This is a genomic window from Protaetiibacter intestinalis (genome assembly GCF_003627075.1).
Taxonomy (GTDB): domain Bacteria; phylum Actinomycetota; class Actinomycetes; order Actinomycetales; family Microbacteriaceae; genus Homoserinibacter; species Homoserinibacter intestinalis.
Genome location: NZ_CP032630.1, coordinates 51,847 through 73,207, shown reverse-complemented (window position 1 = coordinate 73,207; position 21,361 = coordinate 51,847). Strand labels below are relative to the sequence as shown.

22 protein-coding genes are annotated in these 21,361 nt (G+C 72.3%); 14 read left to right on the top strand and 8 right to left on the bottom strand.

Annotation, left to right across the window (positions count from 1 at the left end; all coding sequences use genetic code 11):
* The first annotated feature begins 143 nt into the window (after nucleotides 1–143).
* The 3 genes from D7I47_RS00370 to D7I47_RS00360 all read left to right on the top strand — a co-directional run bounded on the left by D7I47_RS00370 (nucleotide 144) and on the right by D7I47_RS00360 (nucleotide 5,254).
* Nucleotides 144–938, top strand: a complete 795-nt coding sequence (locus tag D7I47_RS00370; RefSeq protein ID WP_120761206.1) for an ABC transporter ATP-binding protein — start codon at nucleotides 144–146, stop codon at nucleotides 936–938.
* Nucleotides 938–2,347 carry an ABC transporter permease gene (locus tag D7I47_RS00365; protein ID WP_120761205.1) on the top strand — a complete coding sequence of 470 codons (1,410 nt, stop codon included), beginning with the start codon at nucleotides 938–940 and terminating at the stop codon, nucleotides 2,345–2,347. Before D7I47_RS00370 ends, D7I47_RS00365 begins: the two co-directional genes overlap by 1 nt.
* A gap of 78 nt (nucleotides 2,348–2,425) precedes the next feature.
* Entirely contained in the window at nucleotides 2,426–5,254 is a 2,829-nt protein-coding gene (locus tag D7I47_RS00360; RefSeq protein WP_157981539.1) for an ATP-binding protein, read from the top strand.
* Here the strand turns inward: D7I47_RS00360 and D7I47_RS00355 are convergent.
* Complete coding sequence (locus tag D7I47_RS00355; RefSeq protein WP_120761203.1) at nucleotides 5,236–6,000, bottom strand: ABC transporter permease; 765 nt, start codon at nucleotides 5,998–6,000, stop codon at nucleotides 5,236–5,238. The two genes, D7I47_RS00360 and D7I47_RS00355, sit on opposite strands and share 19 nt — an antisense overlap.
* The gene (locus D7I47_RS00350) at nucleotides 6,000–6,983 is read right to left on the bottom strand and encodes an ATP-binding cassette domain-containing protein (protein WP_120761202.1); all 984 of its coding nucleotides are present in this window, start codon (nucleotides 6,981–6,983) and stop codon (nucleotides 6,000–6,002) included. Before D7I47_RS00350 ends, D7I47_RS00355 begins: the two co-directional genes overlap by 1 nt.
* 198 nt (nucleotides 6,984–7,181) lie before the next feature.
* Here D7I47_RS00350 and leuA point away from each other — a divergent pair, with 198 nt between their 5' ends.
* Nucleotides 7,182–8,942, top strand: coding sequence for a 2-isopropylmalate synthase (leuA, locus tag D7I47_RS00345; RefSeq protein ID WP_120761201.1), 1,761 nt, complete (start codon nucleotides 7,182–7,184; stop codon nucleotides 8,940–8,942).
* Between the two features lie 151 nt (nucleotides 8,943–9,093).
* Here the strand turns inward: leuA and D7I47_RS00340 are convergent, their stop codons facing one another.
* Nucleotides 9,094–10,374, bottom strand: a complete 1,281-nt coding sequence (locus D7I47_RS00340; RefSeq protein WP_120761200.1) for a nucleotide disphospho-sugar-binding domain-containing protein — start codon at nucleotides 10,372–10,374, stop codon at nucleotides 9,094–9,096.
* Between the two features lie 98 nt (nucleotides 10,375–10,472).
* Between D7I47_RS00340 and D7I47_RS00335 the strand changes: the two genes are divergently transcribed.
* Complete coding sequence (locus D7I47_RS00335) at nucleotides 10,473–11,111, top strand: TetR/AcrR family transcriptional regulator (RefSeq protein ID WP_120761199.1); 639 nt, start codon at nucleotides 10,473–10,475, stop codon at nucleotides 11,109–11,111.
* Between the two features lie 56 nt (nucleotides 11,112–11,167).
* On the opposite strand, the gene D7I47_RS00330 is transcribed toward D7I47_RS00335, so the two are convergent.
* Together D7I47_RS00330 and D7I47_RS00325 are read right to left on the bottom strand one after the other, a co-directional pair.
* A complete protein-coding gene (locus D7I47_RS00330) occupies nucleotides 11,168–11,818 on the bottom strand; it encodes a trimeric intracellular cation channel family protein (RefSeq protein ID WP_120763738.1) in 651 nt (216 codons plus the stop codon).
* Nucleotides 11,819–11,847: 29 nt separating this feature from the next.
* Nucleotides 11,848–12,600, bottom strand: a complete 753-nt coding sequence (locus D7I47_RS00325; RefSeq protein ID WP_120761198.1) for an SDR family oxidoreductase — start codon at nucleotides 12,598–12,600, stop codon at nucleotides 11,848–11,850.
* A 79-nt stretch (nucleotides 12,601–12,679) separates the two neighbouring features.
* Here D7I47_RS00325 and D7I47_RS00320 point away from each other — a divergent pair, with 79 nt between their 5' ends.
* The 6 genes from D7I47_RS00320 to D7I47_RS00295 are packed head-to-tail and all read left to right on the top strand — an operon-like array spanning nucleotide 12,680 to nucleotide 17,264.
* The gene (locus D7I47_RS00320; protein WP_120761197.1) at nucleotides 12,680–13,021 is read left to right on the top strand and encodes a PadR family transcriptional regulator; all 342 of its coding nucleotides are present in this window, start codon (nucleotides 12,680–12,682) and stop codon (nucleotides 13,019–13,021) included.
* Entirely contained in the window at nucleotides 13,018–13,617 is a 600-nt protein-coding gene (locus D7I47_RS14640; RefSeq protein ID WP_157981537.1) for an HAAS signaling domain-containing protein, read from the top strand. The genes D7I47_RS00320 and D7I47_RS14640 overlap by 4 nt, the downstream gene beginning before the upstream one ends.
* Nucleotides 13,618–13,656: 39 nt before the next feature.
* Nucleotides 13,657–14,388 (top strand): DNA repair protein RecO, encoded by a 732-nt coding sequence (recO, locus tag D7I47_RS00310; RefSeq protein WP_120761196.1) that lies wholly within the window; start codon nucleotides 13,657–13,659, stop codon nucleotides 14,386–14,388.
* Nucleotides 14,388–15,188 (top strand): isoprenyl transferase, encoded by an 801-nt coding sequence (locus D7I47_RS00305; RefSeq protein WP_120761195.1) that lies wholly within the window; start codon nucleotides 14,388–14,390, stop codon nucleotides 15,186–15,188. Before recO ends, D7I47_RS00305 begins: the two co-directional genes overlap by 1 nt.
* Nucleotides 15,189–15,218: 30 nt before the next feature.
* A complete protein-coding gene (locus tag D7I47_RS00300) occupies nucleotides 15,219–16,004 on the top strand; it encodes a hypothetical protein (protein WP_120761194.1) in 786 nt (261 codons plus the stop codon).
* A gap of 42 nt (nucleotides 16,005–16,046) precedes the next feature.
* Nucleotides 16,047–17,264 (top strand): PrsW family intramembrane metalloprotease, encoded by a 1,218-nt coding sequence (locus tag D7I47_RS00295; protein ID WP_120761193.1) that lies wholly within the window; start codon nucleotides 16,047–16,049, stop codon nucleotides 17,262–17,264.
* Nucleotides 17,265–17,276: 12 nt separating this feature from the next.
* Here the strand turns inward: D7I47_RS00295 and D7I47_RS00290 are convergent, their stop codons facing one another.
* Nucleotides 17,277–18,314 (bottom strand): hypothetical protein, encoded by a 1,038-nt coding sequence (locus D7I47_RS00290; protein ID WP_120761192.1) that lies wholly within the window; start codon nucleotides 18,312–18,314, stop codon nucleotides 17,277–17,279.
* A gap of 167 nt (nucleotides 18,315–18,481) precedes the next feature.
* Here D7I47_RS00290 and D7I47_RS00285 point away from each other — a divergent pair, with 167 nt between their 5' ends.
* On the top strand, nucleotides 18,482–18,844 hold the full coding sequence (locus D7I47_RS00285) for a nuclear transport factor 2 family protein (RefSeq protein WP_120761191.1): 363 nt from the start codon (nucleotides 18,482–18,484) through the stop codon (nucleotides 18,842–18,844).
* A gap of 12 nt (nucleotides 18,845–18,856) precedes the next feature.
* Here the strand turns inward: D7I47_RS00285 and D7I47_RS00280 are convergent, their stop codons facing one another.
* Both D7I47_RS00280 and D7I47_RS00275 read right to left on the bottom strand, forming a co-directional pair.
* Nucleotides 18,857–20,056 carry a MarP family serine protease gene (locus D7I47_RS00280; protein ID WP_120761190.1) on the bottom strand — a complete coding sequence of 400 codons (1,200 nt, stop codon included), beginning with the start codon at nucleotides 20,054–20,056 and terminating at the stop codon, nucleotides 18,857–18,859.
* A gap of 31 nt (nucleotides 20,057–20,087) precedes the next feature.
* Nucleotides 20,088–20,324 (bottom strand): DUF167 domain-containing protein, encoded by a 237-nt coding sequence (locus D7I47_RS00275; RefSeq protein ID WP_120761189.1) that lies wholly within the window; start codon nucleotides 20,322–20,324, stop codon nucleotides 20,088–20,090.
* 69 nt (nucleotides 20,325–20,393) lie between these two features.
* Between D7I47_RS00275 and D7I47_RS00270 the strand changes: the two genes are divergently transcribed.
* Together D7I47_RS00270 and rpsO are read left to right on the top strand one after the other, a co-directional pair.
* Entirely contained in the window at nucleotides 20,394–20,891 is a 498-nt protein-coding gene (locus D7I47_RS00270) for a hypothetical protein (RefSeq protein WP_120761188.1), read from the top strand.
* 115 nt (nucleotides 20,892–21,006) lie between these two features.
* Nucleotides 21,007–21,276, top strand: coding sequence for a 30S ribosomal protein S15 (rpsO, locus tag D7I47_RS00265; RefSeq protein ID WP_120761187.1), 270 nt, complete (start codon nucleotides 21,007–21,009; stop codon nucleotides 21,274–21,276).
* The last annotated feature ends 85 nt before the right edge of the window (nucleotides 21,277–21,361 follow it).

The following is a 21,361-nucleotide window of genomic DNA, read 5'->3' as shown; positions in this document are numbered from 1 at the left end:
CGCTGCAGCGCTGGGCGTCGCGCGGCAGTCAACACGGTCGCGCACCGGCAGGCGCTACAGCGTTTGACATCATCCTCACGGGGGATGGGGAATGATCCGTGGTGGGGACGCGGGGGCGCGGACCGCTCCGTAGCGTCGGAGGCATGGACGACCTCACCACGCGCATCCCCGTTCCCCTCGTCGACCCGGAGCGGCCCGCGGGCCTCGTCGCCCGGGTCGAGAGCCTGACGAAGAGCTACGGCGCGCACGGCGCACGGGTCGACGCCCTGCGGGAGGTGACCCTCGGCATCCGCCGGGGCGAGTTCACCGCCGTGATGGGCCCGTCGGGCTCGGGCAAGTCGACCCTCATGCACATCATGGCGGGGCTCGACTCGCCGAGCTCGGGTCGCGTGTGGCTCGGTGACACCGAGATCGGTTCGCTCGGCGACGAGCAGCTCACGCTGCTGCGGCGCCGACGGGTGGGCTTTGTGTTCCAGGCCTACAACCTCGTGCCCACCCTCGACGTCGAGGGCAACCTCATGCTGCCGTTCGAGCTCGACGGTCGCACGCCGAGCGTGCGCGAACGCGAGTGGATCGACGAGCTCGAGACGGTGCTGGGGCTGGATGCGCGCCTCGGCCACCGCCCGCACGAGCTCTCGGGCGGGCAGCAGCAGCGGGTCGCGATCGCCCGCGCGCTCGTGACGCGCCCCGAGCTCGTGTTCGCCGACGAGCCGACCGGCAACCTCGACTCCCGCACGGGCCGCGAGGTCCTGCAGGTGCTGCAGTCGGCCACCCGCGGCTACGGGCAGTCGATCGCGATGGTCACCCACGACCCGGTCGCCGCGAGCTACGCCGACCGCGTGCTGTTCCTCGCCGACGGACGGCTCGTCGACGACCGCACCGGGATGACCGCAGCCGAGATCGCGAACTACATGCTCACCATGGAGCAGGTGTCCTGATGGCGGTCTCGACCTCGAGCGGACTGCGCGAGCACACCTCCTCGATCCTCGTCGCGGGGCTCTCGAGCGCCTTCGGCGTCGCCCTGCTGCAGGTCACCAACGTGCTCGCCGATGCGGTGCGCGCCGACGGCGTCACCGGGGCGAGCGGCACGGTGGCGTTCATGCTGCCGATCGTCGCCCTGGTGTTCCTCGTGATCGCGGTGTACGTCGGCGCCGTCGTGACCGTCAACACCTTCGCGACCATCGTCGCGGGGCGCGCGCGGCTCATCGCGCTGCTGCGCCTCGTGGGGTCGAGCGCGCGCGCCCAGCGGCGGGCGGTCGCGCGGGAGGGCCTCGTCGTCGGCGTGGTCGGCGCCGTCGCGGGCGCGGCGGTCGGCACGCTCCTCGCGCTCGCCCTCGAGCGCGCGGCGGTCGCCCTCGGCTGGCTCCCCGAGCTCGCGCACGACTGGGCGCATCCGATGCTCGTCGTCCCGATCGTGGGCGTCGTGCTCACCACCTGGCTGGCGTCGTGGATCGGCTCGCGCCGGGTGCTCTCGGTCACGCCGCTGCAGGCGATCGGGGGTGCGCAGCCGCTCTCCCACGAGGAGCTGCGTGCGCGTCCGGGGCGCAACGGCGTCTCGATCACCCTCCTCGTGCTGGGCGGCGCCCTGCTCGTGGGCGCCCTCCTGATCGGGCTCGTGAGCCCGCTCGGGGTGCTCGTGGGGCTCGTCGGCGGGGTGATCTCGTTCACCGGCTTCGTGCTCGGGGCCCACCTGTTCATGCCGCCCGCGCTGCGGCTCGTCGGGCGGATGCTCGGCCGCACGCCGTCCGTCCGCCTCGCCGCCGCCAACGCGGTGCGCTATCCGGAGCGGGCCACCCGCACGACGATCGGCGTCGTCATCGGCGTGACGCTCGTGACGATGTTCGGCGTCGCGACGGCGAGCTTCCGGCTGCTGATCGAGGAGGCCCGCGCCGCGAGCCCGGAGACCTACGCGGGCACCGAGCAGATGCTCGACACCGTCACGATCGTGTTCTCGGTGCTCGTCGGGGTGAGCGCGCTCATCGCGGCCGTCGGCCTCGTCAACTCGCTCTCGCTCAGCGTGCTGCAGCGCACCCGCGAGCTCGGGCTGCTGCGCGCGCTCGGCTTCTCGCGCGGGCAGCTGCGGCGCATGATCCTCGCCGAGAGCGTGCAGCTGACGGCCGCCGCGGTGCTCGTGGGGCTCGTGCTCGGCACCTTCTACGGCTGGGTCGGCGCCCAGTCGCTGCTCGGCTCGGCGAACGGCATGCCCGGCATCGTGCTGCCCGGGATGCCGTGGGCCGTGATCGCGGTCGTCGTGGCATCCGCGGCGGCCCTCACCATCGTCGCGACGATCGCCCCCACTCGTCGCGCGACCCGGGTCTCACCGATCACGGCACTCGCCGTCGACTGAGCCCGGTCGCCGCCCGGTGCCGGATCCTGGTCCCGGCACCGGGCGGTCCTCGGCCGGGTGCGGCCCTAGGGTGGAGCGGTGCGGATTCGGATGCTCGGCGGATGGCACGTCGACCACGAGGGGCACCCCGTCGAGGTCACGGGTGATCGCCAGCGCGCGCTGCTGTTCCGCCTCGCCCTCGAACCGCAGACCCACCTCGGCTACCGGGCGATCGCGGAGGACGTCTGGCCCGACGATCCGCCCGAGAACCCGCGTGCCTCGCTGCAGTCGCTCGTCTCACGGCTGCGTCCGCAGCTGCCCGTCGACGTCATCGCCTCCACGCCCGGGGGCTACCGCCTCGAGCTCCCGCGCGACGCCGTCGACGCCGTGCGCTTCCAGGACCTCGTGGCCGCCTCGTCCGCGACCGAGGACGCGGAGGAGACCGCCCGTCTCGCGGAGGAGGCGCTCGGGCTCTGGGCCGGGGCGCCGTGGACGCCCGACGCCGGCTACGACTGGTTCGAGCGCGACCTCGCGCGCGACCATGCCGCGGCCGTCGCCCGTGCCGCGCGGCGCGCATCCGCCGCCGAGGTGCCGCACGTTCCGGCGCCGCTCACCGAGCTCATCGGACGCGACGCCGAGCTCGCGGGCGTCGCCGACCAGCTCGCCCTCTCACGGCTCGTGACGATCCTCGGGCCGGGTGGCGCGGGGAAGACGCGACTGTCGCTCGAGGCGGGCCGCGCGCATCCGCCCGCCGTCTTCGTCGAGCTCGCACCCGCCGGCGCCGACGAGCTGCGCCAGGCGGTGCTCGGCGCGCTCGGACGCGACGTGCGGGCGCCGAGCGAGGCCGCGTCCGAGCGCGTGTCCACGCGGGAGCGCATCCTCGACGCGATTCGGGGGCGCGAACTGCTCATCGTGCTCGACAACTGCGAGCACGTCATCGACGCGGCCGCGCGGCTCGCCGCCGAGCTGCTCGCCGCCGAGCCGCGGCTGCGCATCCTCGCGACGAGCCGGGAACCGCTGGGCGTGCCCGGTGAGGCGTTCGTGCCGCTCGGTCCGCTCGACGCCGCCGACGCCGAGCGGCTCTTCGACGACCGCGTGCGGGCGGCGCGTGGCCACGCGCTCACGACGGACGAGCAGGATGCGGCGCGCCGCATCCGCGAGCGGCTCGACGGCCTGCCGCTCGCGCTCGAGCTCGCCGCCGCGAAGAGCCGCACGCTCACCCTCGACGAGCTCGCCGCGGGCCTCGACGACCGCTTCGCGCTGCTGTCCGGGGGTGTGCGCACGGCGCTGCCCCGGCACCGCACGCTGCGCGCCCTCATCGACTGGAGCTGGACCCTGCTCGACGCCGACGAGCGGGCGTTGCTGCAGGCGAGCGCCCTCTACCCCGCGGGGGTCGCGGTCGGCGACGCGCGCGAGGTGGAGGCCGCCCACGGCGTGCGGGCCGCGACCTTCGACGCGCTCGTGGACAAGTCGCTCCTGCAGCGCACGGCGGGCCGCTACCGCGCGCTCGAGACGATCCGCGAGTACGGGCTCGAGCGTCTCGCCGAGGACGACGCCCTCGCCGCACGCCGCGCGGAGCAGGCGGAGCGGCTGGCGGACGCCGTCGACCGGTACGACCGGCTGCTGCGCGGCCCCGGCGTGCACGGGGCGCTGCGCTGGTTCGACGAGGAGGGCGACAACATCGCCGACGTGCTGCGGTACGCGATGGGCGGCTCGCTCGACGACGCGGCGGTGCGCATCGTGGCCTCGACGGCCTGGTACTGGATCATCCGCGACCGCAACGAGGACGCCATCGGCTGGCTCACCCAGGTGGGCCCCATCGCCCAGCGGCTCGAGACCGATCAGGCGCTCATCGTGCGCGCCGTGACCCTCATGGTGCGCGGCTTCTCCGGCATGGAGGAGGAGGCGCAGCGGTCACCGCTCGGGCAGTTCGACGTCGACGCCGAGCTCGCGCGGCTCGGCGAGCTGGCCTCCGCGAGCGACAACGACATCCTGCAGGTCATGCCGCCGCTCATGCGCGCCTTCGCGGCCGCCCACATCACGGGTGCGGACGTCGCGGCACCCGCGGACGACCCGTCGCTCGGGGCGTGGCCGCGCGCCATGCTGTCGGCGCTGCGGGCCGCGATCGCGCACAACAGCGGTCGGCTCGACGAGCTCGAGGAGGCGAGCGACCTCGCGCTCGAGCTGTTCGAGGGGGTCGGCGACCTGTGGGGCCTCGCGCTCGCCCGGCAGATGCGCTCGCAGTGGTTGGCCTTCACCGGTCGGCTCGAGGAGGCGCTCGCCGTCGCCGACCAGTCCACCGCCGACCTGCGGGCCATCACCTCGTCGTGGGACCTCCAGCAGCAGCAGGGGCTCGCGATCCAGGTGCTCGTGCGGCTCGGGCGCCTCGACGAGGCCTGCGCGCGCGTCGACCGGATGCTCGGCGAGGCGACCGCGAGCGGATCGGCGCGGGCGACCGCGTTCGCGCACCTCAGTGCGGCGCACCTCGACTTCATGACCGGCGATGCCGCCTCCGCGGCGCAGCATCTCGCGGCGGCCGGCACGGCATCCGAGGCGTGGCCGTCGATCCCCGCCCAGCTCGTGTCGATGACGGCCGTGCTCGCGGCGCGGCTCGCGGTCGCCGAGGGGCGCCTGGACGACGCCTGGCCGGCGTTGACGGAGGCCGCGGAGGCCGCCGTCTCGAGCCACGACCACCCCGTGATCGCGGCGGCCGCGCTCGGGCTCGCCGAGGCCGAGCTCGCCCTCGGCGATCCGGACGGCGCCCGCGCCTCGCTGCGTGTCGCCGAGGAGCTGCGCGGCGGGCCGGACCGGTCCGACCCGCTCGAGCACGCCATCCGGACGGCGCTCGAGGCGGTGCCGTCCGGCTCCGGGGAGCAGCTCGGCACCGCCTCGGAGGCGGAGCGGATCCGTCAGATCTTGCGGCGGTAGGCCCACGTCGCGAGCGGGAAGAACACCCCGACGAGCACGACGCAGCTCGCCAGCACCCAGAGGATCTGGCCGCCGAGCGTGATGTCTCCCGCCATGTGGTCGGCGCCGACGAGCAGGCCGCGCATGGCCTCGATGACGTGGTTGACGGGGTTGATCGACACCCAGGCCTGCAGCCAGTCGGGCAGCGTGTCGGCCGGCACGAACGCCGAGGAGCCGAACGTCAGCGGGAACACCACGAGGAACGAGATGCCCTGCACGGCGCCCGAACTGCGCACGATCATCCCCACGAACACCGAGATCCAGCACAGGCTCACGGCGAACACGATCATGAGCACGATCGCCGACAGCACCTCCAGCGGGGAGGTGTGGAAGCGGAAGCCGATGAGCGCGCCGAAGGCGAGGCTCACGCCCACCGCGATCGTGTGCCGCACGATGTCGCCGAGCACGGCGCCGACGAGCGGCGCGGAGCGGCCGATCGGCAGCGAGCGGAAGCGGTCGAACACGCCGTTCTTGAGGTCGGTGTTGAGGTTCACGCCGATCGTCATGGAGGTGAACATGATCGTCTGCACGACGATCGCGGGCAGCGTGAGCAGCAGGTACTGCTCGGTGCCGCCGGAGACCGCGCCGCCGAAGATGAACACGAAGATCACCGTCATGAGCACGGGCTGCAGCGTCACGTCGATGAACTGCTCGGGGTTGCGCACCATCTTGGTGACGGTGCGGCGGGCGAGGATGAGGGCGTCCATCAGGCGTTCGCTCCTTCGGTCTCGAGTGCGGATGCGTCGGCGTCCGCCTGCTGGGTGCGCCCGGTGAGCGCGTAGAAGACCTCGTCGAGGCTCGGCAGGCGCAGCGACAGCTCGGTCACCGCGATGCCCTCCTCGGCGAGCCGGGCGACGGTGCGCACGAGCGCGTCGTCGCCCGTGACGGGCACCGACACCTCCTCCTCGGAGGGGTGCTCCGGCGCCCGGGTGCCCACCTCCGCGAGCAGGCCGGCCACGCGCGGCAGCTGGGCGGCATCCGCGGGGCGCACGACGAGCGTCTGCCCGCCGAGCTGCGACTTGAGGCCGAGCGGGGTGTCGTGGGCGATCACCCGCCCGTGGTCGATGACGGTGATGTCGTGCGCGAGCGCGTCGGCCTCCTCGAGGTACTGCGTCGTCAGCAGCACGGTCGTGCCGTCGGCGACGAGCGCGCGCACCATGTTCCACACGTCGTCGCGCTTGGCGGGGTCGAGGCCGGTCGTCGGCTCGTCGAGGTAGACGACGCTCGGGTGCCCGACGAGGCTCGCGGCGAGGTCGAGACGGCGGCGCATGCCGCCCGAGTAGGTCTTGGCGAGGCGACGTCCGGCATCCGTGAGGTCGAAACGGTCGAGCAGCTCGGCCGCGCGCGCCTTCGCCTGGGAGGCCGGCAGGTGCAGCAGGCGGCCGATCATGACGAGGTTCTCGACGCCTGTCAGGTCCTCGTCGACGCTCGCGTACTGGCCGGTGAGGCCGATCGAGCGGCGCACCGCGTCGGGCTCGGCGAGCACGTCGTGGCCGGCGACGCGCGCCGTGCCGGAGTCGGGTCGCAGCAGGGTCGCGAGGATGCGCACCGCGGTGGTCTTGCCGGCCCCGTTCGGGCCGAGCACGCCGAGCACGCGGCCCTCGGGCACCTCGAGGTCGATCCCGGCGAGAGCCCGGGTCGACCCGAAGCTCTTGGTGAGGCCGTGGGCCTCGATCGCGAAATTGGTCATACCCCCGAGGGTGCGCCTCGGCCGCTGTCACGCCGCTGTCGCGCACTGTCGTGCCCTGGCGCCCGCATCCGGTGCTACCCTTTTCGGGTGCGCTTCGGCCTGCTTCTTCTTAGCTGCCGCGACGGGTCCTAGTTCCAGGCCTTCCCCGTCGCGGAGTTCGTCGTTGGCTGACCATCCCGACCGGAAGACCCAGAGACCATGAAGAACACCCAGCAGCCCTCCGCGATGCCGATCCATCGCTATCGCCCGTACCACGAGCAGTTCCGCGTCGAACTGCCCGACCGCACCTGGCCCGACAGGCACATCGAGAAGGCGCCCCTCTGGTGCGCGGTCGACCTGCGCGACGGCAACCAGGCCCTCATCGACCCGATGAGCCCCGAACGCAAGCGCATCATGTTCGACCTGCTCGTGCGGATGGGCTACAAGCAGATCGAGGTGGGCTTCCCCTCGGCGAGCCAGACCGACTTCGACTTCGTGCGGCAGCTCATCGAGGAGGGCCTCATCCCGGATGACGTCACCATCCAGGTGCTGACCCAGGCGCGCGACCACCTCATCGAGCGCACCTACGAGTCGATCCGGGGCGCGAAGAACGTCATCGTGCACCTGTACAACTCGACGAGCGTGCTGCAGCGCGAGGTCGTGTTCCGGAGCGACAAGCAGGGCATCGTCGACATCGCCCTGCACGGCGCCCGCAAGTGCCGCGAGCTGGAGGCGACCGTGCCCGGCACGAACGTCTTCTACGAGTACTCGCCCGAGAGCTACACGGGCACCGAGCTCGAGTACGCGGTCGACGTGTGCAACCAGGTGCTCGAGATCTTCGAGCCGACCCCCGAGCGCAAGGTCATCATCAACCTGCCCTCGACGGTCGAGATGGCGACGCCGAACGTCTACGCCGACTCGATCGAGTGGATGAGCCGGCACCTGAACCACCGCGAGAACGTCATCCTGAGCCTGCACCCGCACAACGACCGCGGCACCGCGATCGCGGCGGCCGAGCTCGGCTACCAGGCCGGCGCCGACCGCATCGAGGGCTGCCTCTTCGGCAACGGCGAGCGCACCGGCAACGTCGACCTCGTCGCGCTCGGCATCAACCTGTTCACGCAGGGCATCGACCCGCAGATCGACTTCTCCGACCTCGACGCGATCCGCGTGACGGCCGAGTACTGCAACCAGCTCAAGGTGCACGAGCGGAGCCCCTGGGCGGGCGACCTCGTCTACACGGCCTTCTCGGGATCCCACCAGGACGCCATCAAGAAGGGCTTCGAGGCGATGGATGCGCGCGCCGCCGAGGCGGGCGTGGCGGTCACCGAGCTCGAGTGGGCGGTTCCGTACCTGCCGGTCGACCCGAAGGACCTCGGCCGCGGCTACGAGGCCGTCGTGCGCGTCAACTCGCAGTCCGGCAAGGGTGGCGTCGCCTACCTGCTGAAGACCGACCACGCGCTCGACCTGCCGCGCAAGCTCCAGATCGAGTTCTCGGGCGTCGTGCAGGCCAAGACGGATGCCGAGGGCGGCGAGGTCACGAGCGAGCAGATCTGGGAGATCTTCCAGGACGAGTACCTGCCGGCCGCGCACGCCGACGACAAGTGGGGCCGCTACGAGCTGCTCTCGACCCGGACGGCGAGCGAGCTGACGGGGGTCGTGAGCCTCGACATCCGCTGGCGCATCGGTGAGGAGGTGACCGAGGCGCACGGCGAGGGCAACGGCCCGATCGCGGCGTTCCTCGGGATCATGTCGGCCGCCGGCCACGAGATCAAGCTCTACGACTACGTCGAGCATGCGCTCAGCGCCTCCGGCGACGCGCAGGCCGCGGCCTACGTGGAGCTGCAGGTGGGCGAGAAGCGCCTGTGGGGCGTCGGGATCGACGCCGACATCTCCACCGCATCCCTCAAGGCCGTCGTCTCGGCCGTGAACCGCGCCGTGCGGTTCGAGTCGGGCGACCGCGAGCTCGCCGCCGTCTGATTTCGTTCGGGAGGACGACGCGCCGGCCGGGCCACCGCATCCGGCGCGGGTGCGGCGTGTCGTCCTCCCGAACGCAGACCTCCGCGAGAGTACGTACTTTTGCGCGCTTTCGGCCCCACAAGGGCCCCAAAGTGCGTACTCTCGCGGAACCTCAGGCGCGGGCGGGCGTGAGCGCGCGCACGAGCTCGGCGAGGCCGTCGACACCGGGCGAGGCCTGGATGTCGGCGCCGATGCGGGCGGCGGCGCGGGCGTAGCGGCCGTCGGCGAGCACCTCGTGCACGGCGCTGCCGATGGCGGATGCCGTGGGCGTGCCGGTGCGCAGGTTCACCCCGACACCCGACCAGGCGACGCGCGCCGCCGTCTCGGGCTTGTCCTCCGTGTCGCCGGCGACGACCATCGGCACGCCGCTCTCGAGGGCGTAGTGCAGCCCGCCGTAGCCGCCGTTCGTGACGAAGACGTCGACGCGCGGCATGAGCTCCGCGTACGGCAGCATCTCCGCGGCGCGGGCGTTGGCCGGCAGCTCACCGAGCGCCGACACCGGCCGCCCGCCGGTGCTCACGACAACGAGCACGTCGTCGCCCGCGAGGGCGTCGAGGGTGGGGCGGATGAGCTCGCCGAGGTCGTCGTTGGCGAGCGTGCCCTGGGTGACGTGCACGATCGGACGCGTGCCGTCGAGTTCCGACCACCAGTCGGGCGTCGCGACGGTGGAGGGCTCGAGTCGCGACACGGGGCCGAAGAAGCGCAGGTTCGCGGGGGCGTCGCTGCGCGGGTACTCGAACGAGGGCACCGTGAACTGCGCGATGGCGTCGGCCTCACGCGACCAGTCGAGGAAGAACCCGTGCATGTCCTCGCCGGTCAGCTCCCGCATGAGCGCGTCGGCGGCCTCCTGGTTCTCGCGGAACATGACCCGGCGCATGAACCAGGCGAGCGCACGGTTCCGGATGCGGCCGAGCGGGCTCGCGTCGGGGGAGAGCCCGAGGCCGAAGGGTGCCGTGTCGCGGCTCGTGACCCCGAGCGGGATGATGCCGCACACGACGACGGGCGGGTGGCCGGGGGTGCGCAGCAGTCCCGCGGCGCCGCTGAAGCCGGTCTCGGTGAGCACGGCGTCGACGGGCCCGGCCGCGATGGCCTCGAGCAGCGCGCGGTACTGGCCGGCGGCCGGCTCGATGAAGACGCGCGTGAGGTTGTCGCGGAGCGCTGCGGCACCGCTCAGCCGCCTGCCGTCCGTCTCGCGCACGACGTCGGCATCCACGCGGTCGGCGTCCGCCGGGAGGGGCAGGAACTCGGCGCCCGTGGCGCGGACGCGCTCGGCGTAGGCGGCGCCCGTGAGGAAGCGCACGCGGATGCCGAGCTCGACGAAGCGGCGGGCGACGCCGAGCATGGGCGCGACGTGGCCGTCGAAGGGGATCGCGCCGAGGATGACGGAGGTCATGGGGTGTCTCTTTCGTAGGTGGATGGTATGATGAACCGGTGAATACGGTTGATGAGTATTCACTACTGTTAGACCCAAGTCAATACCTCAGGAGAGGCATGCCGACCGACACCCGTCGTTACAGCTCGGAGTTGCGCGAGCAGCAGGCCGCGCAGACGCGCCGGCGCATCGTCGAGGCGGCCGTCGTGCGTTTCGCCGAGAACGGCTACGAGCGCACGACGCTCGCCGAGATCGCGAGCGAGGCGAAGGTGTCGGTGGAGACCGTCCGCGCGCACGGGCCGAAGGCGGCGCTCGTGGTCGCTGCCGTCGAGTGCGTGACCTACAACCACGAGCTCCAGCCCTTCATCGAGAGCGAGCTCGGCCAGGGCTACGTGGCGCAGCCCGACCCCGAGTCGTTCCTCGACCACGCCGTCGGCGTCAGTCTCGAGATCAACAAGCTCAGTTACGGGGCCTTCGCGGCGCTCGCGAGTGCGGCCGCGGGGGATCCCGAACTCGACCGGGCGCTCACCGAGCGTCTCGCGCTCGCGCGCGAGGAGATCGACCAGCTCGTCGGCATCTGCCTCGACCGCGGCTGGGCGCGCACCGACCTGTCACGCGACGAGCTCGTGACGACCGTCTGGGTGCTCGTGATGCCCGAGACCTACGAGCGCCTCGTCGTGCGCGCGGGCTTCAGCGAGACCCGCTACCTGGCCTGGCTGCGTCGCACCCTCGCCGAGGCGGTGCTGCCGAGGTCCTGAGGTGAGGCGTCCATCTCGGTCGCCCCGGCGCGGCCTCAGGCGACGGACTCGACGCCTCAGCGATCCGCGTCGGGCTTCGGGCGTCGCACGATGCGGATGGCGCCGGTCGGCAGGTGGCGTTGCTCCGGGAGCGACCAGTGGAAGGCGAGCGCGAGCACCCGCACCCCGAAGGTCACCGCGACGCACACGATCCCGGCGAGCAGCACATCCGCCCCGAGCGCGTCGAGCACCACGAGGGTCGCCGAGCCGACGATCGCGGCGACCGCGTAGAGCGAGCCCACCTGCATGATCGCGATCGGCAGGTTCAGCAGCAGGTCGCGCAGGATCGAGCCGCCGACCGCGGCCACCGCCCCCACGAACACCGCGGGCACCGCCGGAAGCCCGAGCGCGAGCGCCTTCGTCGTGCCGAGCGCCCCGAACATGCCGATCGTCACGGCATCCAGGATGTTGAGCGTCACGCCGAGCCGGTGCACGAGCCGCTGCAGCAGCATGCCGACGAGCGCCGCGACGGTCGCGACCGGCAGATACCAGTTGCTCTGCAGCGCGAGCGGCACCTGCCCGAGCAGGATGTCGCGCAGCAGACCGCCGCCGAAGCCCGTCGCGATGCCGACGATCGCCACCCCGAGGAGGTCGAGACGACGGTCACGGAACTGGGCCGCGAACGCCGCCCCCTGCACGCTGCCGATGCCGACGGCCAGCAGGTCCATCCACAGCGGGAGCGCGAAGACGTCGTCGGTCACGCCCCATTCGTAGCACGGTTGCCGAGTTCCTCGGCGAGGTACTCGCGGAAGGTGACGCGCCCGCCGCCCGGCAGTCCGCTCGTGAGGCCGCCCTCGCGTGCGGCGCGGGCGAAGCGACCGGGAAGCCGCAGCGACCAGATCGGGCGACGGATGCCGTGCGCCTGCTGCCACTGCACGGCGTGCTCGCGCAGGGTGAGCAGCTCGGGGCCGCCGAGATCGGCGACTCGCCCCGCAGGTCGGGCGTCGACGAGCTCGGCGAGCCGGGCGGCCACCTCGGGCATGTGGATGGTCTGCACGGTCGCGGGCACGACGACGGTCACCGGCAGCCGTCGCTGCGCGTCGAGGAACTCGGAGACGAAACCGTGGAACTGGGTGACGCGGATGATCGTGTGCGGCACCCCCGACGCCGCGATGGCCTCCTCGCTCGCCACCTTGTCGCGGTAGTACGCGTACGGCGCCCGATCGACGCCGACGATCGAGATGAACACGAGGTGCGCGCCCGTGCCCGCCATCGCATCCAGCAGCATCCGCGTCTGCCCGATGTCCTTCGAACGCGTGGTGGCGAGGTGCAGCACGGTGTCGACGCCGTCGAGCGCCGCGGCGAGGCCCTCGCCCGTGCCGAGGTCGGCGACGATGTGGTCGGCGCCGGGCCGGCGGCTCAGGATGCGGGGCTCGTGTCCGCGGGCGCGGAGGGCGTCGACGGCGTGCCGGCCGAGGCGGCCGGTGCCGCCGGTGACGAGGATGGTCATGGGGGTCCTTTCTCGGGGGTCACCCGCTCTGACCGGACGGCATCGCGATTCGTGACAGCCGTTCGGTAGTATGCGATGCATGATAGCGACGGACCATGCGACGCAACTGCGGCGCGGTGTCGTCGAAGCATGCATCCTCGGCCTGCTCGCCCGCGAGTCGATGTACGGCTGGCAACTCGCCGAACGGCTCATCGCCGACGGCGCCATCATCGGCAGCATCGGCACGCTCTACCCGGTGCTCTCCCGGCTGCGCGAGCGCGGCCTCGTCACGAGTTACGAGGTGGCTTCCGAGTCCGGCCCGCCGCGTCGCTACTACGAACTCACCACGGCGGGCGCCGCCGCACTGCACCGTTTCCGCGACGACTGGACCAGTTTCGCGGCATCCGTCACCCAGATCATCGCCCCCGAGGAGACACCATGACCCAGACAGACAGCTACCTCGCGGCCCTCCAGCGCGAGCTGGCCGACGTCGACCGCGCGACCCGTGATGAGCTCGTGCGCGGCATCCGCGAGGAGCTCGACGGGCTCGGCGACGCCGAGGCCGCCGAGCGGCTGCGCGAGCTCGGGGACCCCGCCTTCGTCGCCGCGAGCGCGCGCTCGGAGGCGCGGCAGGTGGTGGCAGAGCCGCAAAAGCAGGATGCCGCCTGGTACAGCGTCGTCACCGTGCTGCTCGGCTCGATCGGCGGCTTCGTGGTGCCGGTGATCGGCTGGCTCGTCGGGCTCGTCATGCTCTGGATGTCGTCGACCTGGCAGCTACGACACAAGGTCGTCGGCACCCTGCTGACCCTGGCGGGACCCGGCGGGCTCCTGCTGTTCACCCTCCCGGCCTACACCGTGACGGAGGTGACGGTCTCCGATGCGTCCGGCTTCGGGAAGGTCCCCGGGGCGAACCCGCTTGTGCCCGCCGGGGCGACGACGCCGTGGGGGGCGATCGTGGCGGCCGCCGTGCTCGCCCTCGCCTGGGTCGTCGGCTGGATCTGGCTGCTCGTGGTCGCGGATCGCGCGCGCCGCCGCTGAGATCCCCGCGGATGTCGGCGGGTGGGGGGACAATGGACCGTGCCCACCTACCGTGACGAAGCCGTCGTGCTGCGCACCCACAAGCTGGGTGAAGCCGACCGCATCGTCACGATGCTGAGCAGGCAGCACGGCAAGGTGCGGGCCGTCGCGAAGGGGGTGCGCCGCACCGGCTCGCGTTTCGGCGCGCGGCTCGAGCCCTTCATGGTGGTCGACGTGCAGTGCTACATCGGCCGCAGCCTCGACATCGTGCAGCAGGCCGAGATGCTCGGCTCCTACGGCGGCGACATCGCGGGCGACTACGCACGCTTCACCGCGGCGACCGCCATGGTCGAGACCGCCGACCGCCTCACCGAGCACGAGGCGGGCCTGCAGCACTACCTGCTGCTCGTGGGGGCGCTGCGCTCGCTCAGCCGCGCCGAGCACACCCCGGGCCTCACCCTCGACTCCTACCTGCTGCGGGCGCTCTCGATCGCCGGCTGGGCGCCGAGCTTCGTCGACTGCGCCGTCACGGGCGAGCCCGGCCCGCACTCGGCCTTCGTCGTGCAGCTCGGGGGAGTGGTGTCGGATGCCGCGGCCCCTCCCGGCTCCCCGCGCCTCGACCCCGCCACCCTGCAGCTGCTCGCGGCGCTCCTCGCGGGCGACTGGGATGCCGCGGAGGCCGCCGACGAGCGCACCCGCGCCCAGGCATCCGGGGTCGCCGCCGCCTACACCCAGTTCCACCTCGAGCGGGGTCTGCGCTCCCTCGAGCACGTCGATCGGACCATCGCCTAGTGCCCGTCAAGAAGACCCACCGCGACGCGGTCGACTTCGTGCCGCTCGACTGGACGGGGAAGTACCCGCCCGCGATCCCGGCGTCCGCGGTACCGGAGCACGTCGCGATCGTGATGGACGGCAACGGCCGCTGGGCGAACCGTCAGGGCCTCACCCGCATCGAGGGGCACAAGGCGGGCGAGGCGGCCCTGCTCGACGTCGTCGCGGGCGCGATCCAGCTGGGGGTGAAGCACCTCTCCGTCTACGCGTTCTCGACCGAGAACTGGAAGCGCAGCCCCGACGAGGTGCGCTTCCTCATGGGCTTCAACCGCGACGTGCTGCACCGCCGTCGCGACCAGCTCAACGAGTGGGGCGTGCGGGTGCGCTGGGCCGGCCGGCGACCGCGGCTGTGGCGCTCCGTCATCGACGAGCTGCAGTTCGCCGAACGCCTCACCGCGCACAACGACACCCTCACCCTCACGATGTGCGTCAACTACGGCGGTCGCACCGAGTTGCAGGATGCCGTGCGCGGCATCGCGCGCGAGGTCGCCGCGGGGCGGCTGCACCCCGACCGCATCGGCGAGAAGACGATCGCGCGCCACCTCTACATCCCCGACATGCCCGACGTCGACCTGTTCGTGCGCAGCTCCGGCGAGCAGCGCACGAGCAACTTCCTGCTGTGGCAGTCGGCCTACGCCGAGATGGTGTTCCTCGACACCCTGTGGCCCGACTTCAGCCGCGAGAACCTGTGGGAGGCGGTCGAGCTCTACGCCGCCCGCACCCGCCGCTTCGGGGGCGCCGTCGACACGCCCACCGCCTGAGCGGCATACGTTCTCGGTTAGGGTCGGAGCGTGGATCTCGTTCCGCTGCTCGTCGTCGCGCTGCTGCTGCAGACCGCCATCCTCGCCCTCCAGGTGGGGGATGCCATCACCGGCTTCATCGACGCCCGTCGCGTGCGCGACAGCGACGACCCCGAGGTCATCACGCGCAACAGCGTCCGCGAGCTCACCTGGACGATCGCGGTCACCGCGATCTCGGCCGTGCTCATCGCCTTCGGCGTCGACGCCGCCGCCCGCGCCCTGTTCGACCTGTCCCAGCCGTTCGTGGCGCTGCTCGTCATCCTGGCCGTGGCGCTCGTCGCCTTCGGCATCGGCACGATCGCCGTGCTCGCGGTCGTGCGCCGCGACCGCCCCACCTACGCCCGCATCCGCCGCGACCTGCGCGACCGCTCGATCATGCAGCTCGAGGAGGACGAGCTCGCGGTGTTCGACGCCCGCCTGGCGGAGGCCGACCGCCTGCGGGTGCGTCGCTCGGCCGCGGGGTCGACGCTGCGGCTGGTCGCGCTGCTCGCCGTGCTCGGCATCGGTCTGCCCTCGGCGATCGGCGGATTCGCGGAGGGGCTGCCGGGGCTCGCGGTCGCCGCGATCGTCGCCGTCGCGCTGAGCGTCGCGGCGTTCATCGTCGCCGTCCGCGCCTCCGTGGTGCGGGATGCCGCGGTCGACGCGGTGCGGGAGGCGCAGCGCGCCGAGGTGGTCGCCCTGCTCGAGCGGGCGCGCATCCCGCAGCGCAAGACCGTGCCCGGGCTGCGCGACCGCGTCACCCGGGCGCTCGCCATCCTCCGCGAACAGCAGAAGTGAGTCGCGCCCGACTTCGCGCCGCGCGCCGCTAGGGTAAGCGGCATGTCGTTCGATACCACCACCCCGAACCCCGCTCCTCAGCCCGCCGCGGCCCCCGCTGAGGTGCAGGCCCAGACCCAGACCCCCGTGCAGCCCGCCTTCGCGCAGCCCGCGAGCCCGCGCAACGCCCTCTTCGGCTGGGCGATCGCCGGCTACGTCGTGGTGGGGCTCGCGAGCCTCGCCGTCATCGGCTACCTGCTCTACGCGCTCGGTCCCGTGCTGCTGCTCGTGAGCGGGTTCCTCGCCCTCGTGCCCCTCGCGATCGTGCTGCTCGGTGTGCTGTGGATCGACCGCTGGGAGCCGGAGCCGCGCGCGCTGCTCGTGTTCGGCTTCCTGTGGGGCGCCGGCATGTCGGTCGCGGTCGCGCTGCTCGTGGGCCTCGGCATCGAGGTCGCGGCCTACGCGGCGGGTGTCGACCCGGCGGTCTCGGATGTGCTGGGCGGCGTGCTGCAGGCGCCCGTCGTGGAGGAGTCGGCCAAGGGCATCGGCGTGCTGCTGATCTTCCTCATCGCCCGTCGGTACTTCGACGGGCCGGTCGACGGCATCGTCTACGCCGCGGTCGTCGCGGGCGGCTTCGCCTTCACCGAGAACATCCTCTACTTCGCGAGCTCGGTGGCCTACTCGGGCCTGCTGTCGACGGATGCGGGGCTCACCTTCTTCGTCCGCGGCATCATGTCGCCGTTCGCCCACGCCATGTTCACCTCGATGACGGGTCTGTTCATCGGCCTCTGGGGCCGGCGTTCGGTCGCCGGCGGCGTCGGCGGCTTCTTCGTCGGCCTGCTGCTCGCGATGACCCTGCACGCGATCTGGAACGCGACCGCCCTTCTCGGCATCATCGGCTGGTTCTTCGTCTACCTCATCGTGCAGGTGCCGCTGTTCGCCGGGGCGATCGTGCTCGTCGTGCAGCTGCGCAAGCGCGAGGCGAAGCTCACCCAGCAGCGCCTCGACGAGTACGCGGCGGCCGGCTGGTTCGCCCCCTCCGAGGCGCAGACGCTCGGCACGGGCGCGGGTCGCAAGCAGGCGATGACGTGGGCGAAGGCGCACGGGATCGCGCCGCTCATGAAGGCCTACATCCGCGACGCGACGCACCTGGCCTTCGCGCGCCAGCGCATCGTCACGGGACGCGACCGGATCGGCGCCCAGCGCGACGAGCAGGAGCTGCTCGCCAAGGTGGCCGCCTCTCGCCAGGCGCTGCAGGCGGCGGCGAGCCCCGCCCGCTGACCCGGGCGCGGCTCAGCGCAGGAAGGTGAGCGCGAACCAGATCGCGACGAACACCCCTCCCGCGGCGATGGCGACCCACGGGACGCCGCGGCGCAGGCGGGCGCCCTGCGGGGCGACGAGGTTGACGTTGCGGTCGCCGACGCGCTCGTCGGCGTAGTAGTCGGTCTGCGCGACCGTCTTGGCGCCGACCGTGTCGACGATCCGCAGCAGCCGTTCCATGGTCGCGGCCTCGCCCATCCGCAGCGGTGTCGCCTGGTAGACGAACATCCAGTCGTCGATCACCTCGACGTCGAACGCGCCCGCCTCGTCGATGAGCACCGCCATGAGGTCGGGGGTGAACACGTAGAGCGCGTCGCGCTCGTACTCGCGGGGGCAGTACAGGGTGAAGTGCTCGTCGAAGTCGCCTTCGAGCGAGAGCACCTGATCCTTCGAGAAGGTCGCGGGCAGGTTGCTCATGCCGAGCAGGTTGTTGGCGCGCGCGTCGAGCAGCATGTGCGGCACGCGACGATCCAGGTGCAGCGCCATGAACCCCCAGGTGCGGGTCTTCTTGTTCTTGCCGGACCCGGTCGTGTAGCGGAAGTTGCCGATGTCGAGGAAGCGCGGACTGGAGCGGCGGATGTGGTCGATCGCCGTGCGCCGGCGCCCGATGCCGAACACCATGCCCGGGTAGCTCGGGTCGGCATCCCGCGGGGAGAAGGTGAAGCCGTTCGCCTGGGCGAACCGCACGAGGCGCATGAGCCGCTCGGTCGCCCCCCGGCCCGCGAGCAGGGCGCCCGCGAAGGCGACCACGACGAGCGCGACGATCGCGAGCGGGGCGAGCAGGGCGAGGGCGGAGGGGCCGCCGAAGTCCGCCCGTCGGGCGAGGGTGCTCACCATGGCGCCGACGTACACGAGGGCGAGCACGAGCACCGGCACCGCGGTGATGACCCACAGCGGGCTCGCCGCGCCCGAACGGATGTCGCGGTTGGCCCGGCGCCAGGTGCGCACCTGCTCGCGCGTGAGGGGTTCGGTCAGGGGTGTGATGTCCCAGGCGGGTGTCGTGGCGGTCACGCACCCATTGAAGCGGATGCGGGGGGCTTAACAGACTCATCGCCCAGTGGCGGGTCGATGACTCCGGCTCTTCTGGGCGATGAGTTGAACTGCTTCCAGGGTGCACCCGCGCGCTCCTCCGCGTCAACCCCGTGTCGGATGTCGGTGGTCGCGCGTAGACCGGCCGCATGACCGATCACGACACCGTCGACCGCTGGGTGCGCGACTACCGCACGGCCTGGGAGTCGAACCTCCCCGACGACATCCGCGGGCTGTTCACGCCCGATGCCGAGTACTTCACGGGCCCCTTCGACGACCCCTGGCGGGGCCATGACGACATCGTCGCGAAGTGGCTCGAGGCCGCCGACCAGCCCGGCGACACCGAGTTCAGCTGGAAGGTGCTGGGTGTCGAGGGCGACACGGGCTTCGTCGAGGGGCGCACCGACTACCGCGAGGGCCGGGCCTACGCGAACCTCTGGGTGATCGAGCTCGACGAGGCGGGGCGCGCGCGGCGCTTCACCGAGTGGTACATGCGGCGTCCCGGATCCTGAGCCGGTGCGGGCTCAGCCCGCGACGCAGTGGCCCGACGAGACGGGGTCGCCGAGCGATCCGGCCTCGGCGGCCACGGGTGCGAGCTCGGCGCTCGAGGTCGCGTAGCCGACGTTGTCGTGGTCGGCGTTGCGGGCGAACACGAGCCCGGCCACCTCGCCGTCCTGTGTGACGAGGGGTCCGCCGGAGTTGCCCGGCTGCACGTCGGCGGCGAGGGTCAGCACCTCGCGCGGGTTCGCGCCGTCGCCGTAGATGTCGACGACGCGCTCCTGGGAGACGGCGAGCACGCGCGCGGGCACCGAGGTGAACGGCCCGCCGTGCGGGTAGCCGTCGACGACCCCCTCGTCGCCCACCCCCGCGTCGACGAGCGACAGCACGTCCGCGTCGAGCCCGGGCACCGCGATGACCGCGACGTCGAGTTCGGGGTCGAACAGCACGATGCGGCCGTCGAGCACCTGACCGTCGGGCAGCTCCACGACGGGCTCGGTGACGCCGGCGACGACGTGCGCGTTGGTCACGACGCGCTCCGGGGCGATGACGAAGCCGCTGCCGGTCTGGTTCTGACCGCACGCGTACGCCGTGCCGCTGATCCGGGCCACCGAGCGCGCCGCATCCGCGAGCGGGTCGGTCGAGGTGTCGACGTCGGGCGGGTCCTGCGAGCCGGTGACGCCGCCGATCGTGCCCTCGATCGTGGGGATGCCGTGCTCGAGGATCGCCGAACGCAACCGTGCGAGCCCGTCGTCGACGGGCGCCGGGGTGAGGCGGTCGATCGTGCCGATGACGATCGAGCGGTTGATCGCCTGCGAGAGCACGGGCACGCCGAGCTGGGCGACGCTGCCGGCGACGAGGGTCACGACGAGGGCCGAGGCGACGAGGTTGGCGAGCGCGCCGAAGATGCGCTCGCCGGCGCCGAGCTCGCGCTGCCGCCGCGGGTCGTCGGGACGTCGGCCGCGGATCGCGCGCTCGATCGCGACGCCGAGCAGGTGCCCACCGAGCAGCAGGGCGACGGCGAGCCCGATCGAGACGCCGAGGCGCCAGTCGGGGGAGGGGATCGCGGCCGCGACCACGGGCACCGCGAAGAAGGCGGCCACGCCGCCCGCCGAGATGCCGAGGATGACGGCGACGCTGCGCAGGATGCCGTTGCGCCAGCCCTCGCCGAGGTACACGATCAGCACGAGCACGAGCAGCACGTCGAGCAGTCGGGCGGCGATCATGCGTTCCAGTCTCCCAAAGCGCGGATGGGCGTCAGCCGTCGATCCGGAGGAGCTTGCTGCGGCCGGTGTGCCCGCGCACGATCGCGACGCGCGACGGCGGCAGCCCCAGGTGCTCGGCCACCACGCGCTCGACCGCCGCGTTCGCGCGACCGTCGACGGCCCGCTCGCGCACGTACACCACGAGCTCGGCGTCGAGCCCCTCCGGGGCCGCCTCGACGAGCGGGCCCTTGCTGCTGCCGGGCTTCACCCGCACCCGCATCTCGCGCATCCTCCCAGTCTCCTGGGCGTCCGGCTCCCGGCTTGCCACCCCGCCGCGCGTACCCCCAGAATGGGGGGCATGACGGTCGCCGCCCCCACGGCCCTCCTCCCGTTCGGAACGACGGTGGAGCGGGCGCGTCGTGGTGTCGCGTGCATCGTCTGCCGTACCCCGGTCGCGGCCGCCGAACCGTTCTGCGCCCACTGCGGCGCGCGCGTCGTCATCGCCTCCCGGGGCAAGCGCCCCGCCGACGTGGCGGCCACCCGCAGCCTGCAGTTCGCGCTGCTCGTGATCGCGTCCAACATCGTCGTCGGCGCGCTGACCCTCGGGGTCGTCGTGCTCGTCGCGGATGCCGCCCGCCTCATGCAGGCGGCGCTGTTCCTCGAGGGCATCAAGCTGCTCGTCGTCGCGACCCTCGCCGCCACCTCGATCCGGCTCGGGGTGCGCGGCATCCGCGAGACCGCCGACGGGATGCTGCGCCGCCGCGCCTGGGCGGTCGCCGGCGTCGTCGTCTCGTCGATCTTCACGCTGCTCGTGGTCTGCTCCTTCCTCCTCACCCTCCTTCTCGCGCTCCGGTGAGCCCACGCCGTCCGCTCTGGTAGAGTGGGCAGGTTGCCGTCTGACGGCCGCGGATCAAGAGCGCCCCTGCATGAGGCAGGTGGCACCGCGCAACGAGAGAAAGGGGATCCCCTCTATGGCACTGGATGCAGAGACCAAGAAGGCGATCATCGACGAGTACGCGACCGCCCCCGGAGACACCGGATCCCCCGAGGTGCAGGTCGCGATCCTCACCAAGCGGATCAAGGACCTCACCGAGCACCTCAAGGAGCACAAGCACGACCACCACTCGCGTCGTGGCCTCCTGCTGCTCGTGGGCCAGCGTCGCCGACTCCTCGGCTACCTCCAGGACATCGACATCGAGCGCTACCGTTCGCTGATCGAGCGCCTGGGGCTGCGTCGATAACCACGCGAACTTCTTCGCGAAGGCCGTCACCGGAAGGTGGCGGCCTTCGTCGTTCCGCCTCCGCTAGTGTTCCCTCCAACCGGCC